Origin of the sequence: Rubrivivax gelatinosus IL144, assembly GCF_000284255.1 — a bacterium.
Lineage (GTDB): Bacteria > Pseudomonadota > Gammaproteobacteria > Burkholderiales > Burkholderiaceae_C > Rubrivivax > Rubrivivax gelatinosus_A.
This window is the reverse complement of sequence record NC_017075.1, coordinates 2,353,476-2,370,016: the sequence shown is the minus strand read 5'-3', so window position 1 is coordinate 2,370,016 and position 16,541 is coordinate 2,353,476. Positions and strand designations below refer to the sequence as shown.

General features: G+C 73.9%; 15 protein-coding genes. 5 read left to right on the top strand and 10 right to left on the bottom strand.

The window, feature by feature from the left end; all coding sequences use genetic code 11:
* Positions 1 to 6: 6 nt before the first annotated feature.
* Both RGE_RS11010 and RGE_RS11005 read right to left on the bottom strand, forming a co-directional pair.
* On the bottom strand, positions 7 to 1,110 hold the full coding sequence (locus RGE_RS11010) for a PepSY domain-containing protein (protein ID WP_014428461.1): 1,104 nt from the start codon (positions 1,108 to 1,110) through the stop codon (positions 7 to 9).
* A gap of 8 nt (positions 1,111 to 1,118) precedes the next feature.
* Complete coding sequence (locus RGE_RS11005; protein ID WP_158443089.1) at positions 1,119 to 3,239, bottom strand: TonB-dependent receptor; 2,121 nt, start codon at positions 3,237 to 3,239, stop codon at positions 1,119 to 1,121.
* A gap of 327 nt (positions 3,240 to 3,566) precedes the next feature.
* On the opposite strand from RGE_RS11005, the gene RGE_RS23185 reads away from it, so the two are divergent.
* Entirely contained in the window at positions 3,567 to 5,630 is a 2,064-nt protein-coding gene (locus tag RGE_RS23185) for a putative bifunctional diguanylate cyclase/phosphodiesterase (protein ID WP_052310991.1), read from the top strand.
* 4 nt (positions 5,631 to 5,634) lie between these two features.
* Here the strand turns inward: RGE_RS23185 and RGE_RS10995 are convergent, their stop codons facing one another.
* On the bottom strand, positions 5,635 to 8,181 hold the full coding sequence (locus RGE_RS10995; RefSeq protein WP_014428458.1) for a fused MFS/spermidine synthase: 2,547 nt from the start codon (positions 8,179 to 8,181) through the stop codon (positions 5,635 to 5,637).
* Positions 8,182 to 8,297: 116 nt separating this feature from the next.
* Here RGE_RS10995 and RGE_RS23180 point away from each other — a divergent pair, with 116 nt between their 5' ends.
* The 4 genes from RGE_RS23180 to RGE_RS10975 all read left to right on the top strand — a co-directional run bounded on the left by RGE_RS23180 (position 8,298) and on the right by RGE_RS10975 (position 13,066).
* On the top strand, positions 8,298 to 8,735 hold the full coding sequence (locus tag RGE_RS23180; protein ID WP_014428457.1) for a copper chaperone PCu(A)C: 438 nt from the start codon (positions 8,298 to 8,300) through the stop codon (positions 8,733 to 8,735).
* A 173-nt stretch (positions 8,736 to 8,908) separates the two neighbouring features.
* Complete coding sequence (locus RGE_RS10985) at positions 8,909 to 11,146, top strand: hypothetical protein (RefSeq protein ID WP_014428456.1); 2,238 nt, start codon at positions 8,909 to 8,911, stop codon at positions 11,144 to 11,146.
* Positions 11,147 to 11,246: 100 nt separating this feature from the next.
* Complete coding sequence (locus tag RGE_RS10980) at positions 11,247 to 12,119, top strand: peptidyl-prolyl cis-trans isomerase (RefSeq protein ID WP_014428455.1); 873 nt, start codon at positions 11,247 to 11,249, stop codon at positions 12,117 to 12,119.
* Positions 12,116 to 13,066 (top strand): HupE/UreJ family protein, encoded by a 951-nt coding sequence (locus tag RGE_RS10975; RefSeq protein ID WP_014428454.1) that lies wholly within the window; start codon positions 12,116 to 12,118, stop codon positions 13,064 to 13,066. Before RGE_RS10980 ends, RGE_RS10975 begins: the two co-directional genes overlap by 4 nt.
* On the opposite strand, the gene RGE_RS10970 is transcribed toward RGE_RS10975, so the two are convergent.
* The 7 genes from RGE_RS10970 to RGE_RS10940 all read right to left on the bottom strand — a co-directional run bounded on the left by RGE_RS10970 (position 13,067) and on the right by RGE_RS10940 (position 16,510).
* The gene (locus RGE_RS10970) at positions 13,067 to 13,606 is read right to left on the bottom strand and encodes an isochorismatase family protein (RefSeq protein ID WP_014428453.1); all 540 of its coding nucleotides are present in this window, start codon (positions 13,604 to 13,606) and stop codon (positions 13,067 to 13,069) included. It abuts the gene before it with no gap.
* Positions 13,603 to 13,863 (bottom strand): hypothetical protein, encoded by a 261-nt coding sequence (locus RGE_RS10965; protein WP_148280164.1) that lies wholly within the window; start codon positions 13,861 to 13,863, stop codon positions 13,603 to 13,605. Before RGE_RS10965 ends, RGE_RS10970 begins: the two co-directional genes overlap by 4 nt.
* Positions 13,856 to 14,290: an SRPBCC domain-containing protein gene (locus tag RGE_RS10960; RefSeq protein WP_014428451.1), complete on the bottom strand. Its 435-nt coding sequence runs from the start codon at positions 14,288 to 14,290 to the stop codon at positions 13,856 to 13,858. Before RGE_RS10960 ends, RGE_RS10965 begins: the two co-directional genes overlap by 8 nt.
* Before the next feature lie 15 nt (positions 14,291 to 14,305).
* Positions 14,306 to 14,749, bottom strand: a complete 444-nt coding sequence (locus RGE_RS10955; RefSeq protein ID WP_014428450.1) for an iron chaperone — start codon at positions 14,747 to 14,749, stop codon at positions 14,306 to 14,308.
* 48 nt (positions 14,750 to 14,797) lie between these two features.
* A complete protein-coding gene (locus tag RGE_RS10950; protein WP_014428449.1) occupies positions 14,798 to 15,208 on the bottom strand; it encodes a GFA family protein in 411 nt (136 codons plus the stop codon).
* Positions 15,209 to 15,329: 121 nt separating this feature from the next.
* On the bottom strand, positions 15,330 to 15,914 hold the full coding sequence (locus RGE_RS10945; RefSeq protein WP_014428448.1) for a hypothetical protein: 585 nt from the start codon (positions 15,912 to 15,914) through the stop codon (positions 15,330 to 15,332).
* Complete coding sequence (locus tag RGE_RS10940) at positions 15,914 to 16,510, bottom strand: HupE/UreJ family protein (RefSeq protein WP_014428447.1); 597 nt, start codon at positions 16,508 to 16,510, stop codon at positions 15,914 to 15,916. The genes RGE_RS10945 and RGE_RS10940 overlap by 1 nt, the downstream gene beginning before the upstream one ends.
* Positions 16,511 to 16,541 lie beyond the last annotated feature (31 nt).

Below are 16,541 nucleotides of genomic sequence, written 5' to 3'. Positions count from 1 at the left end.
TCGCCGTCACCGCCGCCGGCGCCGCCACCACAACCACAGCCCGCTGCCCAGCAGCAAGGCCGGCAGCAGGCCGAACACCGTCCACAGCAGCCGGGCCACGAGGCCCAGCGTCTCGGCGCTGTGCAGCGGGAACATCCAGTCGACGACGCGGTTGCCGGCGGGTGCGCGCAGCGGGTCGTGCACCGCGACGACGCGGCCCTCGGCATCGAGCCGTACCCGCGTCATGCCGGTGTCGGCGCGCGCTTCGCCGGGCTGCAGCAGGCGCAGTTCGGCCGTGCCGCCGGCATCGGGCAGCGTCAGGCGCGACCAGCGCGCCTGCGGGAACAGCGCCGCGCCGCGCGCCACATAGTCGTCGGGCGCCAGACGCGCCGGCGCCGCATCGCCGCGCGCCAGGCGCGGCCAGGGCTGCAGTGGCAGCACCGTGCCGACCAGCGCCTTGCTCGCGTCGGCGAAGACCAGCGCCGCGCCGGTCAGCGGCAGCAGCAACGCCAGCGGCAGCAGCCACAGGCCGGCGGCGCGGTGCAGCTCGTACCAGAAGCGCGGCCCGGCACTGCCGCGTCTGACGCTCAGCACGCGCCGCCAGGCCTCGAGGCCGTGGCGCCGCGGCAGCGCCAGCCAGAGGCCGCTGAGCGCCAGCGCCAGCAAGACCAGCGCGCCGACGCCGACGACGGTGTGCCCCGTCTCGCCGGCCAGCAGCCGGCTGTGCAGTTCGTAGAGCAGCGGCACGGCGTGGGCGCGGTCCAGGCGCGCGTCACCACGCAGCCGCGTGCCGAGGTAGCGGCCGCAGTCGGCGTCGACGAAATGCTCGCGCCGCAGGCCGCGGCCGTCGCGCCGCTCCCAGACCTGGTAGGCGGCGCCCGGCACGGCCGGCGCGACGACGATCGCCGGCTTCGCGCCCGGCGCGGCCTGGGCCAGCAGCGCCAGCGTCGTCGCGACCGGGCGTTCGGCCGGCGTGCAGCGCAGCGCCGGCGGCGCGAACCAGGCCGGGTTCAGCGCCGCGTCGACTTCGGCCTGCCAGACCATCAGGCTGCCGCTGAGCCCCAGGACCAGCAGCAGCGCGCCGGCCGCCAGCGCGGCCCAGCGGTGCAGCGCGGCGAGCGCCTTGCGCATCGTGGCGCTCAGAAGCTGCGCCGCCAGCTCATCGTCAGCGTGCGGCCGCGGCCGGCGTAGTAGTCGTCGTCGGTGCCGGCGTAGTGCGACTGGCTGTAGTAGGTGATGTAGCGGCGGTCGAACAGGTTCTCGATGCCGGCGCCGAGTTCGCCCCAGGGCGAGGCCCAGCGCAGCGCGAGGTCGGCGACGGTGTAACCCTCGAAGTGCTCCTCCAGCGAGGTGCTGCCGCTGAACTTGCCTTCGTTGGCGTCGCGCGAGAACCAGCGCGCGACGTTGAGCTGCGCGCGCCAGGCCGGCGCGAAGGCCCACTGGCCGCCGAGCACCAGCTTGTCCGGGCCCTGCGAGCGTGCGCCGAGGTCCAGGTCCAGCGGCTCACCGGCCGCCGCGGCGGTGCGGCCGCGCGTGCGGGCGTAGGTCGCGTCCAGGCGCAGCGCCGGCAGCGGCCGCCACTGGCCGGCGAACTCGAAGCCCTTCACCTCGATCGGCACACGCTGCACGCTGCCGATGCCGTTGACGACGATGATCTGGCTGCCCAGGTCCGAACGCGAGCGGTAGACCGAGGCGCTGAAGTTGGCCGTCGCGCCGCGCCAGCTGACGCCGAGCTCGCGGTTGCGCGTGACGACGGGCTGCAGGTCGACGAGCTTGTCGACCGACTGGCCGGCGGTCTTCACCGCGCGCAGGATCAGGCCGGCGTCGGGCGGGCCGAAACCTTCGTTGTACGAGGCGAAGGCCGACCAGCCGCTGGCGTCGAAGCGCCAGACGCCGCCCAGGCTCTTGACCAGCTCGTGCGCGTCGCGTTTGCCGCCTTCGACGGCGCGGTTGCCGTAGAACGCGAGCGTGCGGTAGTCGGCGACGTCCAGCGAGTTGCGCTCGTCGCGCAGGCCGCCGCGCAGCGTCAGGTTGCCGCGTGTGTATTCGAGCTGGGTGAACGGCGCCAGGCTCTCGTAGCGCAGCGGCGGCACCCAGGTGCGGCCGGTCTGCGTCAGGCGCTGGGACGAGGTGTCGTGCAGCAGGTCCACGCCGGCGGTGAACTCCAGGCCGGCGATGCCGGCGTCGGGCCGCACCCAGCTCGTGCGCAGGCCCCATTTGTCGGCCTCGATCTCGCTCTGGTCGACCAGCGTGCCCACCGGGGCGATGGCCGCGTCCTGGAAGGTCGAGATGACGCCGCCGCTGTAGCGCGCCTCGAAGTCCTGCTTGAAGAGCTGGGCGCTGGCGTAGCCGCCGCCCAGGTCGGCGTGGCTCCACTCCAGGCTGGCCGAACGCACGCGGTTGCGCGGCGCGTCCCAGGCCGGCGTGCCGGGGCGCGAGGTGGTCGGCCGCCCGGCGTCGCGGTCGCCGGGCACGTCGACCCAGTCGTCGAAGCCGTCGGCGTCGAAGCGGTTGAGCATCAGCTGCAGGCGCTGGTCGCCGAAGTCGCGGCCGATCTTGACGAAGGCGTCGCCGGCGCGGTGCAGCGACTCGGTGGCGAGGTATCGGCCGGCGCCGTCGATGCCGACGTCCTGGCTGCGCAGGCCGACGTAGGCCAGCAGGTCCCAGCCGTCGGCCTCGGCACTCTTGTGCTCGACCATGTAGCCGGTCTTCCAGGACTGCGTGTCGGCGTGCGCCTGGGTGCCGTACTTGAGTTCGACGGTCTGGCGCGTGCCGACCTCGGTGGGCCGGCGCGTGATCGTGTTGACGATGCCGCCGGTGGCGCCCATGCCCTGCACCGCCGAGGCGCCGCTGACGACCTCGATGCGCTCGACGATCATCGGGTCGGCGAAATAGCCCTCGCGGCCGCCGAAACGCAGCGGGTTGGTCTGCGGGATGCCGTCCAGCAGCAGCAGCGCGTTGCGCCCACGCAGGCCTTCGCCGAAGTTCGTCAGCTTCTGCCGCGCCGGCGCGTAACCCGGCACCTGCAGCGACAAGAGCGCGCTCGGGTCCTCGCTGACCAGGCCCTGGGTGTCGATGTCGCTGCGCGAGATGACGCTGACGGCGCCGGGGATCTTGTCCAGCGCCTTGCTGCCGCGCGTGGCGGTGACGACGACGACTTCGGACGTCGGGGCCTGTGCCGTCGTGTCGGCGGCGCCGTCGGCGGCCGCGGCCGACAGCGGCAGCGCGGCGAGCACCGCGTTGAGGCAACAGACGGGCATCGCGCGGCGCGGGCGCCGCGCGCGGAGGGATCGGCTCATGGGGAAGACGGCAGGCCGGAAGCCGTGCCGGAGTCGGTGATGAGAAGATTCGCTATTGCGAATGAGTTGCAACAACGATATCACCGGGCATGACGTCGATCAAGCCGCGACGGACCGGCGACCGCCTTCCTGGTTTACCCACCCCGCGCCCCGTGCAGATGTCACTCGAGCCTGCGCTTCGCGTCGGGCGGGCCTCAGCCAAGCGTCATTCGTGACGAGATGATGGTCGCAAGCCGGGCGGCGCGGGAGCCGCGCCCGGCGCTCTCGAACCGGCTTGTCTGCACCCCGATGCACGCTCCCGAAACCCCAACACCCGGCGGCCACGCCCGTCCGCCCGCCACCGCGCTGCCGCTGCGGCTGCTGCTGCGATTCGCCGACGCGGCGTTCGAGCAGCGTTTCCTGCGCCACTACGTCGCCTACTACTTCCGCTTCGCCCAGGCCAGCCTGGTGCTGGGCATCGTGCTGATCGCCGGCGACTACCTCGTCGACTGCCTCGCCCACCGCGGCGACGGCGCCAACCTGCTGCGCCTGACGCTGGCCGTGCCGGTGCTGCTGGCCGGGCTGGCCTATTCGCTGCAGCCGCGCTGGCGGCGCCACTGGCAGCCGGTGATGGCGGGGTTCATCGTCACGGCCGCGCTGTGCCTGTTCGTGATCCTGCAGCGCCTGGACGCCGAGGGCGGCGCCGGGCTGACGAGCTGGGTCGGGGTGCTGAACTTCACCTTCCTGCAGTTCTATTGCTTCGTCGTGCTGGGCGTGCAGTTCCGCTACGCGCTGGTCTCGGGGCTGGCGATCCTCGCGGCCTTCGAGGTCGCGCTGTGGGGCCACGAGGCGCTGACGCTGCGCGAGGCCGCCTACTGGAGCTACCACGTCGGCACGCTGTTCATCCTCGCCTCGGGCATCGGCTGGTGGCGCGAGTTCGTGCTGCGCAAGGAGTTCATGGCACGCGCCGAACTCGACGACTCGCGCGCCGCGGCCGAGCTGCGCGCCCAGCTGCTGGCGCATTACGACGAGATCACCGGCCTGCCCAACCGCCGCCTGTTCGGCGAACTCGCCGCCACCGCGCTGGAGCGTGCGCGCCGCGGCGCGCGCGGCTGCGCGGTGCTGCACGCCGAGATCGACCGCTTCGGCAGCATCGACGACGTCTACGGCCACGGCCAGGGCGACGCGGTGCTGGCCATCGTCGCCCAGCGCGTGCGCTCGATGATCCGCGGCGGCGACCTGGCGGCGCTGGCGCCGGTGGCCGACGAGGACGGCGTCGTCGCCCGCCTCGGCGACAACGCCTTCTCGGTGCTGGTCACCGACCTGGACAGCCAGGAACGCGCGGCACTCGTGGCGCAGCGGCTGCAGGCGGCGATCCGCCAGCCGGTCGAGCTCGCAGGCCGGGCGCGGCCGCTGCTGCTGACGGCCAGCTTCGGCATCGCGCTGTGCCCCGGCGACGCACAGGACGTCGCCGGCCTGATGCGCTGCGCCGAACTGGCCGCACGCGCGGCCAAGGCCGCCGGCGGCGCGCGGCACCAGTTCTTCGACGAAGCGCTGAACGCACGCTCGCGCGAGCGCGCGCTGCTCGAGACCGAGCTGCGCCACGCGATCGAGGCCGGCCAGCTCTGCCTGCACTACCAGCCCAAGGTCGACGCGCGCAACGGGCGCATCGTCGGCGCCGAGGCGCTGGTGCGCTGGCAGCATCCCGAACGCGGGCTGATCCCGCCGGGCCGCTTCATCGCGCTGGCCGAGGAGAGCGGGCTGATCGTGCCGCTGACCGACTGGGTGCTGCACGCCGCCTGCGCCAGCCAGCGGCGCTGGGCCGAGGCCGGGCTGCGGCCGCTGCCGCTGTCGGTCAACCTGCCGGCGGTGAGCCTGGTCGACAGCCGTCTGGCCGACCAGCTCGACGAGCTGATGATGGTGCACGGCCTGGAGCCGTCGTGCCTGGTGCTGGAGCTGACCGAAACGATGCTGATGCGGGACGTGAACACGGCCGTCGAGGTGCTGGAGCGGCTGCGCGCACGCGGCTACGGCCTGTCGCTGGACGACTTCGGCACCGGCTACTCGTCGCTGAGCTACCTGAACCGCCTGCCGATGACCGAGGTGAAGATCGACCGCGCCTTCGTCACCGACGTCGCGCGCGGCGGCCGCGACGGCGCGCTGGCCGCGGCGATCATCACGCTGGGCAGCGAACTCGGCCTGCAGGTGGTCGCCGAGGGCGTGGAGACCGAGGAACAGTCGGCCTTCCTGCTCGGCCGCGGCTGCGTGCTGCAGCAGGGTTACCTGTTCTCGCGCCCGGTGCCGGCGGCGGCGTTCGAGCGCCTGCTGGCGCGCGGGACGGCGCGCGAGCCCGAACCCGAGGCCTGCGCCTGAGCGTTCAGCGCGGCCCGTCGAGCATCTGCCGGGCTTCGGGCCAGGCCGGCTGCAGGCGCACCAGTTCGGCCAGCAGGTCGCGTGCGGCGGCCGGGTCCTGCGGCGCCAGCGCCACCGCCATCGCCACCAGCGGCTCGTAGGCCGGGCGGAAGTCGGGGCTCAGGCGCAGGGCGTCCAGCAGCGGCGCCTGCACCTGGGCCAGCATGCGTCGCACGTCGGCGCTGGGCACGACCTCGCGCCCGGCGGCGAGGAATCGGTCGCGCGCCTGACGGTACGCCGCCAGCCGCGGCGCCAACGCGCCGGGGTCGGCCGGCAGCTCGTCGGCCGCGACGTCCAGCGCGGCCAGCAGCGCCAGCAGGCGATCGCGCGGGCGCGAGTCCGGCGCGTAGCTCAGGCGCGGCGCGCGGTAGGCGACGAAGGGGCGGTCGTCGCTGTTGACGGCCGCGTCGGCCGACAGACGCGCCAGCGCACGCGGGCCGGCGATCACGCTGCCCAGCAGCGCGAACTCGTCGTCGAAACCCCAGCGTGACGCCTGCGGCGCGCTGCGCAAACGCTGGTGCAGCGCCTCGGGCGACAGCCGCGTGCCGCCGGCGCGGCCGATCAGGCCCAGCACCGGCGTGTCCAGGCTGTTCGTCGCCAGCACCGCCACCGCGTCGGGCCAGACCTCGCGGAAGGCGCGCACGACGCTGCGCAGGCTCTCCAGATCCATCTGGTGCAGCGGCAGCCATTGGCAGAACAGGCCGCCCGCGGCCAGGCGTTCGTGCACCGCGGCGAAATGTTCGGCGGTCAGCAGGTTGCCGCTGCCGCTGCGCGCCGGATGCACGTTGTCGGCGACGACGAGGTCGTAACGTTCCCGGCTGGCGCGCACGTGGCGGCGCGCGTCGGCGACGACGATCCGCAGCCGGTCGCCGGTGGCGAAACCGGCGGTGAAACGCGGCGACAGCGCCGCGACCTCGGGCAGCAGTTCGACGGCGTCGACGGTGAGCCGCGGATCTTCGGCGGCCGAGGCCGCGGTGATGCCGGTGCCCAGCCCCAGGAACAGCGCGTGCCGCGGGTCCGGGTGCAGCAGCAGCGGCAGCCAGGCCTGGCGCGCGTCGGCCCAGCGCGTGGCGCTGCTGCCTTCGGGGGCGCGGTTGTCGATCTTCAGCCAGGCGCTGCCGCCGGCGTCCTCGACGACGCTGACCGTCGCCGTCGCGCCTTCGTGCAGCGCCAGCAGCCGGCCGCCGGGCGGCAGGTCGACGAAGACCAGCGCCGGCGCCGCGATCACCATCGCGCCGGCCGCGGCACCGACGGCCCAGGTGGCGCGCGAACGCAGCGCCGCCGCCGAGGCCAGCGCCAGGTAGCCCGCGGCGACGACGGCCAGCGCCACCTTGGCGCCCGCCGCCGGCAGCAGCCCGACGCCGAAGACCAGCGGCGCCACCGCCGCCCCCAGCGTGTTGAGCCCGAGCAGCCGGCCCAGGCCCAGGCCGGCGGCGACGCCCTGCTCGGCCAGACGGGCGAAGAGGGCACCCATCAGCAGCGTCGGCAGCGCGAACGCGGCCAGCGCCAGCACCGCCTCGGCGGCCAGCGCCGCGCCGTAGCTCGCGCCGCCCGCCGCCAGCACCGCGGCCTTGATCGCCGGCGCGAACCACAGGCTGGCACCGCCGGCCAGGCAGGCCGCGGCCAAGGCGCGCAGCAGGCCGTCGACGCTGGCCGCCGGCCGCCGCGCCTGCCAGGCGGCGCCGGCCGCGCTGCCGACCAGGTAGACCGCCAGCAGCAGCGCGAAGGTGTAGACCGTGTCTTCGGCCACCTGGCCGAGCACACGCACGACGATCACCTCGTAGCCGATGCCCAGCAGCCCGGTCGCCGCCAGGCGCGGCAGCAGCGACGCCGCGGCCGCCGCGTCGCGCCGCGGCGCCGGGGCCAGCGGGCCGCCGAGCACCGCCGGCGCCAGCAGCGCGCAGCCCAGGTTCAGCGCCGCGCAGACCGCGGCGCTGCGCACCAGCCCGATCGAAGGCAGCAGCCAGAAGGCCAGCAGCAGCACGCCGAGCACCGCGCCGGCGGTGTTGGCGGCGTACAGCGCCGCCACCGAAGCCCCGGGCCGACCGGCCAGCGCCCGCTGCAGCGCCGGCAGCGTCGCGCCCATCGCCGCGGTCGCCGGCAGCAGCAGCACGAAGGTCGCGGCGAACGCGACGGTCCACTGCCAGGCCGGCGCGGGCGCCGGGCCGGCCAGCGCCGCCAGCCAGCCGCCGGCCCGGGCACCGAAGGCGGCCAGCACCAGGCTCCACGAGCCGATCAGCGCTTCGCAGAAGGCGTAGCCGCGCACCGGCCGGGCGCTGCGTTCCAGCCAGGCGCCCAGCGTCGACGCGCCCAGCGCCAGCCCGGCGAAGAAGGCGGCGACGACGGCCAGCACCGCCGCCGTCTCGTGGCCCAGCCAGAGCGCGCCCTGGCGCGTCCAGACGATCTGCAGCCCCAGGCCCGAGAAGCCCGAGGCCAGCATCAGCCCGAGCGCGGCCGGCGCGCCGAGGCCCGGCCGCCGCGCGCTGCGCTCGTCGAGGGTCAGCGCTGCCATGGGCGGGTGACGATAGGCCGCAGCGGCGACGCTTTCGTGACAGCGTGGGGACTGTCACGCCGGCTTCATCGAGCGTCGCCAGCATCGTGCGCGCCACGCCTTGCCGGAGTCACGAGATGTCCCCTGCCCCGTCGCGCCGCGCCCTGCTCCAGGCCGGCCTGCTGCTGTGCACTGCCGCCGTACTGCCGCGCGCCCGCGCCTGCGAGTTCTTCGCGACGACGCTGCGCGTCACGCACCCGTGGACACGCGCCACCGCGCCCTACGCCGACAGCTGCATCGTCAGCCTGAAGATCGACGAGGTCGCGAGCGACGACCGCCTCGTCGCGCTGCGCTCGCCGGTGGCGACGGGGGCCCGGGTGGACGGCCACGACGGCGTCGACGTCCCGATCCCTGCCGGCCGCGAGACGGTGTTCGGCGACGGCGGCCCGACGTTGCGCTTGGTCGGCCTGCGCCACCCGCTGGAGATCGCGCGCAGCTACCCCCTCGAACTGGTGTTCGAACGCGGCGGCACGGTGGCCGCGACGCTCAACGTCGACTACGGCCGCTTCCTCTAGCAGAGCACGTCGCCGGCCCCCTGAAGCCGGTTGCCGCGGCGCCGGCGCCGCCACGCAAGCGTCACGGACGCTTCATGACCGATTCCTAGGATCGCCCGGCGACTGCGGGAGGGAGGGTGCTCGTCGCGCCCGGCCACGCAGCGTCCCACCGAGAAAGACGTCAGGAGTCCGCGATGAAGCTTCATTTCGTTCGCAGCCCGCTCGCCCTTGCCGCCCTGGCGGCACTCGGGTCGACGGTGCTGGTCAGCGCGCCGGATCTGGCCCGCGCCGCCAAGGGCGCCGGCCAGTACGTGACCGGCGACTTCCACAACCACACCACCTGCTCGGACGGTTCGATCTCGATGCAGAAGCTGGTGAAGAAGGCCACCGACAAGACCGACACGCCCTGGGGCCTGGACTGGTTCGTGCAAGCCGGCCACGGCGGCAACGGCAACCGCAACTGCACGCTGGCCGAGGACTCGACGCTGGCGACGCCGGCCTACCCGCTGGTCTACTCCGCCGACGGCAGCAGCGTGCAGGGCCCGACGACGACCTGGCAGAACACCAACCCGGCGGTCCAGCCCAAGGGCCTGGCCTCGGGCACCGCGCCCAGCCAGAACATGTGGCGCTGGCAGTCGCTGCAGGAGTTCCAGTACCCGCTGCTGGAGTACCTGTCGGCGTACAAGAACAAGCCGATGTTCCTGGGCCTGGAGTCGGTCGTCGCCGGCCACGAGCACTCGTCGATGTCGGTGATCACCGGCCAGATGCCGAAGGCCATGGACACGGCCAAGCTGCCGACCTCGGCCGGCTACACCGCGCTGGGCAACGCCAGCGCGCTGTCGCAGTGGGAGTACTGCTTCGACCGCGCCGACACCGACACCAGCCGCGGCAATGCGACGGTAGGCGGCACGACCGGCAACAACTGGGACTGCTCGGTGGCCGGCAGCCTGAACTCGGCCGACCCGAGCTGGAACGTCACCGCCGCCAAGCTGATGCCGGCCAGCGGCACCGGCTCGGGCGAGCGCGGCCACGCCAAGACGGTCGAGGCGATCAAGTGGCTGGCGCAGAAGCACGTCTCGGGCGCCTACTACGTGCCGGCCCACCTGGAGCGCGCCGGCCCGTTCAACCCGGACGGCAACAACGGCTACAACGTCGAGCACCTGCGCGACTTCAACAACGCCGGCCCGACGATCGCCTTCGGCTTCGAGACCCAGCCGGGCCACCACGCCTCGGACAACCGCGGCGAGTACTCGCCGAACCGCAACACGATCAACGGCGTCAAGGTCGACTCGGTCGGCGGCACCACCTGGGGCGGCACCGGCGTCTACGGCGCGATCGTCGGCGGCGTCTGGGATTCGCTGCTCGGCGAAGGCCGCAACTGGTGGTTCTTCGCCAGCTCCGACTGGCACAACCGCGGCAGCTTCGGCCCCGACGACCGCCGCTCGACGCAGGACTTCTTCCCCGGCGAGTACCAGCGTGACCACGTGATGGTGCGTCCGGGCAGCGACCAGAAGCTGCGTCCGCAGACCATCGTCGACGGCCTGCGCAGCGGCAACAGCTTCACCGCCACCGGCCAGCTGATCGACCGCCTGGCCTTCGTCGCCTGCGTGCAGTACCGCGGCAACGAGGACCGCCGCGAGGACATCGTCGAGGCGCTGGCGCTGTCGGCCGCCCGCGGCAACACCGACCTGGACATGCCGGGCTGCGCGACGATGGGCGAGAAGCTCGTCGTGCGCCCGGGCGCGGACATCGTCGTTTCGGTGGTCGTGCGCGACCCCTCGGGCACGAACTACTCGCCCTACACCTTCGCCAACCCGTCGCTGGCCCAGGTCAACATCCACCAGCCGCTGAACAAGCCGGTGCTGGACCATGTCGACGTCATCCGCGGCATGGTCGGCGGCTACCGCCAGGTCGGCGCCGCCGACTACGCCGGTGCCTGGCCCAACACCTGGCTGGCCAACCCGTCGATGGAGACGGTGCCGGCGGCGGCGAAGAACACCACGGCCTCGGTCATCAAGACCTTCAGCTCGGCGACCTGGAAGACGCTGCGCACCGACACGCAATACAAGCGCATGACCTTCCGCATCCCGGCGGTCTCGGGCTCGCAGTATCTGCGCCTGCGCGGCAGCAACCTGCCGGCCGGCGTGCCCTGGGAGACCGACGCCAACGGCAACCCGCTGGCCGACCTCTACACCAACGCCAGCAACACCGCGAACCTGAAGATCCCTTGCACCGTCACCGGCAGCAACGTGCCGGAGAACGGCACGACCTACAGCGGCGCGGCGATCGACGGCTGCCCGAACCACCTGCCGACGGTGAACGGCGTCAAGTACGTCGCCTACGACGTCGCCGCCTGGTCCGACCTGTGGTTCTACAGCAACCCGATCTTCATCGAGGTCAGCGGCGGCACGCGCGTCGCGGGCGTCAAGTAATCGCCCCGGCCCCGGCCCCCCGAGGGCGCCGCGCATCGCGCGCGGCGCCTTTTCGCGTTCCCGAGTCATCTTCCGGCGGCGCCCGCGCGCCGCACCGTGCATGTCCAACGAGCTGACATCCCCGCCGGGCGCCGCCGCCGCGCCCTCCTCCACCCCGGCGCCGCGCCGGCCGCTGCCGCGCTGGCTGCGCGAGCCGCTGCTGCACTTCGCGATCGCCGGCGTCGCGCTGTTCGCCGTCGACCACTGGATCGTCGGCGCGAGCGAGGACCCGCGCACCATCGTCGTCGGCGCCGAGGTCGACGACAAGGCGCGCGAGTTGTTCCGCGGCTCGCGCGGCCGCGACCCCGACGCCAAGGAGCTGGCCGCGCTGCGCCAGGTCTGGGTCGACAACGAGGTGCTGTACCGCGAAGGCCTGGCGCTGCAGGTCGACCGCGGCGACGACGCGATCCGCGAGCGTGTGATCTTCAAGGCGCTGTCGGTCGTCGACGCGAATCTGAAGCCGCCCGCCGCCGACGAGAAGACGCTGCGCGCCTGGTTCGAGGCCCACCGCGCCAAGTACGACGAGCCGCCGCGTTTCGACTTCCAGGAAGCCGTGCTCGCCGGCGAGGCCAGCGAGAGCGCGGTACGCGCGCTGGTCGAACGCCTGAACCACGGCGCGCCGGGCGAGCTCGACGCCGGGCTGCGAGTCTTCAAGGGCCGGCCGCAAGCCAGCCTGGCGCCGAGCTACGGCGAGGACTTCGCCGCCGCGCTGGCCGAGGCCACGCCCGGCGAATGGCACGCGCTGCACGCCAAGGACGGCTGGCGCGCGATCCGCGTCGACGGCTCGACGCCGGGCCGCCTGGCGCAGTTCGAGGCCCTGCAGGGCGTGCTGCTGCAGGACTGGACCGACACGGTGATGGCCGAACGCCGCACCGCCGCCGTGCGCGAGCTGGCCAGGAAGTACCGCGTGCGCGTCGAGGAGGCGGCGCGATGAGGCGCGTGCTGCGCGGGCTGCTGCTCGCCTGGCTGGCGCTGGTCGCCGGCGCCGCCGCGGCGCACGAGATGAGCATCGCCGAGATGGAACTGCGCGAGACCGCGCCGGGCGAGTTCCTCTGGCAGTGGACGGCCACCGCGCGCCCGGTCGGCACCGACCTCGTGCCGCGCTGGCCGGCGCCGTGCACGGCAGACGGCAACCTGCTGCGCTGCGGCGACGCCGGGCTCAAGGGCCGGCTCGCCGTCGACGGCGTCGGCAAACGCTACTCGGCGGTCATCGTCAAGATGTTCTGGCGCGACGGCGGCTCGCGCGTCGCGACGCTGACCGCGGCCCAGCCCGAGGTGCAGCTCTTCGGCAGCGCCGAGGACCGGCGCGGTTTCGCCGAGATCGCCCGCGCCTACGTCGGCCTGGGCGTGCAGCACATCCTGACCGGCACCGACCACCTGATGTTCGTCGCCGGGCTGCTGTTCCTGGTCGGCTTCAACCGCCGGCTGGTCTGGACCGTCACCGCCTTCACCGTCGCGCACAGCCTGACGCTGGCCTTAAGCGCTCTGGGCTGGCTGTCGCTGCGGCCGCCGCCGGTGGAGGCGACGATCGCGCTGTCGATCGTGCTCGTCGCCGCCGAGGCGCTGCGGCGCGAGGACACGCTGTCGCGGCGCTGGCCGGCGCTGGTGGCCTTCGGTTTCGGCCTGGTGCACGGGCTGGGCTTCGCCGGCGCGCTGCGCCAGTTCGGCCTGCCCGAGAACCATCTGCTGACGGCGCTGGTCGGCTTCAACGTCGGCGTCGAGATCGGCCAGCTGCTGGTCATCGCCGCCGCCTGGGCCGTCTGCCGCGCGCTGGCGCCCTGGCCCGGCTTCGCGCGCACGCGGGGGCCGGCGCTCTACGCGATGGGCAGTGTCGCCGCCTGGTGGGCCTGCGCGCGCATCGTGAAGATCGTCGCCGCCTGATCAGGCGGCCTCGAAGCCGACTTCGGGCGCAGGCACGCAGCGCACGCGCGGCCCGTAGCTGTCGATCGCGGCCAGCGTCGTGTTGTGGTGGGCGACGATCTGCGGCGCCGCGAGCACGGCGTTGTCCAGCGTCGAATGGCCGTCGGCGACCAGCGTGACCGGGTAGCCGTGGGCGAGCGCGCCGCGCACCGTCGAGTCGATGCAGAACTCGGTCTGGAAGCCGCAGACGACGAGCTCGCGCACGCCGTTGGCCTGCAGCAGGTCGTGCAGCCCGGTCTCGTGGAAGGCGTCGCAGGCGGTCTTGCCCAGGCGCAGGTCGGCGGGCTGGACCTCGAGCCGGTCGTCGAGCTGCCAGCCGGGCGTTCCGCGGCGCATCGGCTCGTCGCCTTCGTGCTGCACCAGCACCACCGGCGCGCCGGCGGCACGCGCCGCGGCCGTCACGGCGTTGATGCGCGTGATGACGGCCTCGGCCTCGTGCACCGCCCAGGGGCCGAGGCACAACAAGGTCTGGACGTCGACGACGAGCACGGCGGTCTTCATGGTTCTGATCTCCCTGGTTCGCGTCCTGCACGCCGGCGCAGCAGCAGGTGCAGCACGACGGCGAACAGCATGCCGACGCCCAGCAGCCACCGCAACGGTGTCGTCACCGGCTGCTCGGCTGCCGGATCGACTTCGAGCGTGCCGGCCAGCGCCATCGCCAGAACGACGGCCGCGCCGAGCGCGTTGTTCGCGTGATGTCGAAGATCGTGGGCCATGCCGCGATGATGACCGAGGCCGCGCGTGCGGGCCTCAGCCACCGGCGGCGAGCACGGCCTCGAGCCGGTCCAGGTTCTGCTCGTTGGCCGGCTCGACGACGTGGCGCAGCGCCTGCGCGGTGCCTGCGTCGTCGAAGACCTGCTGCCACCCCAGCCGCGTGCCGCCGGCCACCGGCTCCAACTGCACGTCGAGCGTGAACAGCGGCGGCACGACGTGGCGCAGCACGATCCTCGACGGCGGCTCGATGAGCACGAACTCGTTCTCGTTCGGATAGCGCGTGCCGTCGGGCGCCTGCATCACGAAGACCCAGCGGCCGCCGACGCGGAAGTCGAAACGTTCGAACTCGTTGGTGAAGCCCGCCGGGCCCCACCAGGCGGCCAGGCGTTCGGGTGTCTCGAAGGCGGCGAACACCGCCTCGGGCGGGTGCGGCAGCGTGCGTTCGGTGGCGGCGGTGCGGTCTTCGTCCATGACGGTCTCCCAGGGTCAGCCGGCCGCGGCGGCGCGGCGCACGAGTTCGAGCACACGCGCCTGCTCGGCAGCGCCCAGTTCGCGCAGCGCGAACGCGGTGGGCCACATCGTGCCCTCGTCCAGAGCCGCGCCGTCGCTGAAGCCCAGCGTCGCGTAGCGCGCCTTGAACTTGCTGGCCGGCTGGAAGAAGCACAACACCTTGCCGTCGCGCGCGTAGGCCGGCATGCCGTACCAGGTGCGCGGCGCCAGCGTGGGCGCCGCCTGCAGGATCAGGCGGTGCAGCTGCTCGGCCAAGGCGCGGTCGGCCTCGGGCAGTTCGGCGATCTTGTCGAGCACGGCACGTTCGCCGTCGGCCGTGCCGGGCGCTGCCGCCTCGCGGGCGCGCTCGCGCATCGCCGCACGTTCGTCGGCGTCGAATGCAGCCGCCTTGCGGCGCGGGCGTGGAGCGGTGTCCGTCATCGGCGTTCCTCCTGGTCGCGGCCGGGGCAAACGCCTTGCCGGCGGCGTTCAGCGCGGCGGTGCGCCGGCGAAGCACACCGCGTTCTCCGGCAGGTGGTCCCACGGTGCCGCCTGGCCGACGAAGATGTCCACGTGCGGCACGTACTGCGACGCGTCGTCGAGCGTGCCGGCGCGAACGCCGACCAGGCCGGGCATCGCCTCGGCGATGCCGAAGAGCTGCGAGCCGCAGCTCGGGCAGAAGCCGCGGCGCACGATACGCCCGCTGCTGCCCGGACTGCCGTAGTAAGCGACTTCGCCGCTGATCTCCAGCGCCTGCTGCGGCACGAAGAAGGTCGGCGCGTAGGCGCTGCCCGAGGAGCGCTGGCAGTCGCGGCAATGGCAGTTGCCCGACAGCACGGCCGGCGCGGTGCAGCGGTAGCGCACCGCGCCGCAGAGACAGGACCCGGAAATCGTCGTCATCGATCCTCCCGACCGCCGCTTCGTCGACCGGCGGCATCGGCACGAGGCTAGCCTGCGTGCGCCGCAGCGGCACGCCGGCCCGGCACCTTGCTCGCGGGATCGCCAGCCGCGGCGAAATCGCTCAGCCGCGCACGACGACCAGCATCAACACCATCACCGCGCTCGCCGTCAGCCAGGAGCCGGCGACGCGCACGCCGATGCGCGCCCAGGCCGGGCGGGCCTGCTGCACCAGGCCGGCGGCGCAGGCGGCCAGCAGCAGCGCGGCGACGAAGGCGCCCAGCAGGCCGCCGAAACGGACGGCGCCCGTGGCGGCCCCCGGCGCACTCACCCACCCGGCGGCAGCGCCGGCCAGCGCCGCGATCGCCGCCAGCGCCTGCGGCGGCCAGGGCCGGTGCAGCACGACCGACAGGCCCGCCAGCACGGCCAGCGCGAGCAGCAGCTCGCGCGCCGCCGCCGGGCCGGGTGCGGCGCCGAAGCACAGTCCCACCAGCAAGGCCAGTGCGAGCGCGCCGAGCGCCGGGCGCGCCGCCTGCAGCCCGCGCTGGCCGAGCGCCAGCCCCAGCGCCAGCAGCGCGATGGCGGCGGCCGGCGTCAGCAGCAGGTGCAAGGCCCCGTCGTAGAAGGCGTCGACGCCCTTGACGGCGCCGTGGGCCCACACCGGCAGCGGCAAGGCGAAGGCCGCCGTGGCGGCCAGGCGCTTGCGCATCAGAAGGCGCGGCCGAGGAAGAAGACGCCGGCGCCGGCGATCAGCGCGCCGGTGGCGCGCACGACGGCACGCCCGTGCGGCCAGCGCACCGTTTCGCCCAGCGCGATGCCGGCCAGGTGCAGCAGCCCGGTGGCGACGACGAAGCCCAGGCTGTAGGCCACCGGATCGGCGGCGCCTGGCAGTTCCGTGCCGTGCGCATGGCCATGGAAGACGGCGAAAGCGCCGACCAGCAGCGCCGCGACCCACAGCGCCGGCCGCGCGGCGAAGGCCACCGCACCGCCCAGCAGCACCGCCGACATCGCGATGCCGATCTCGACGCCCGGCAGCGGCACGCCGGCCACGCCGAGCGCGCCGCCCACCGTCATCACCAGCGGGAAGACGACCGGCAGCACCCAGATCGCCGGCCGGCCGAGGAAGGCGCCCCACAGGCCCACGGCGACCATCGCCGCGACGTGGTCCCAGCCGAGCAGCGGATGCAGGAAGCCCGAGGCGAAACCGCCGACCACGCCGTCGCCGGTGTGCGCCGATGCCAGCAGCGGCAGCAGCGCGAGGCAGGCCACGGCGGCGCGCGGCAGGAGACGGCGGGACGTCGGCACGGCGGATCCTCTTGCAAGAACGCCCCGCCGC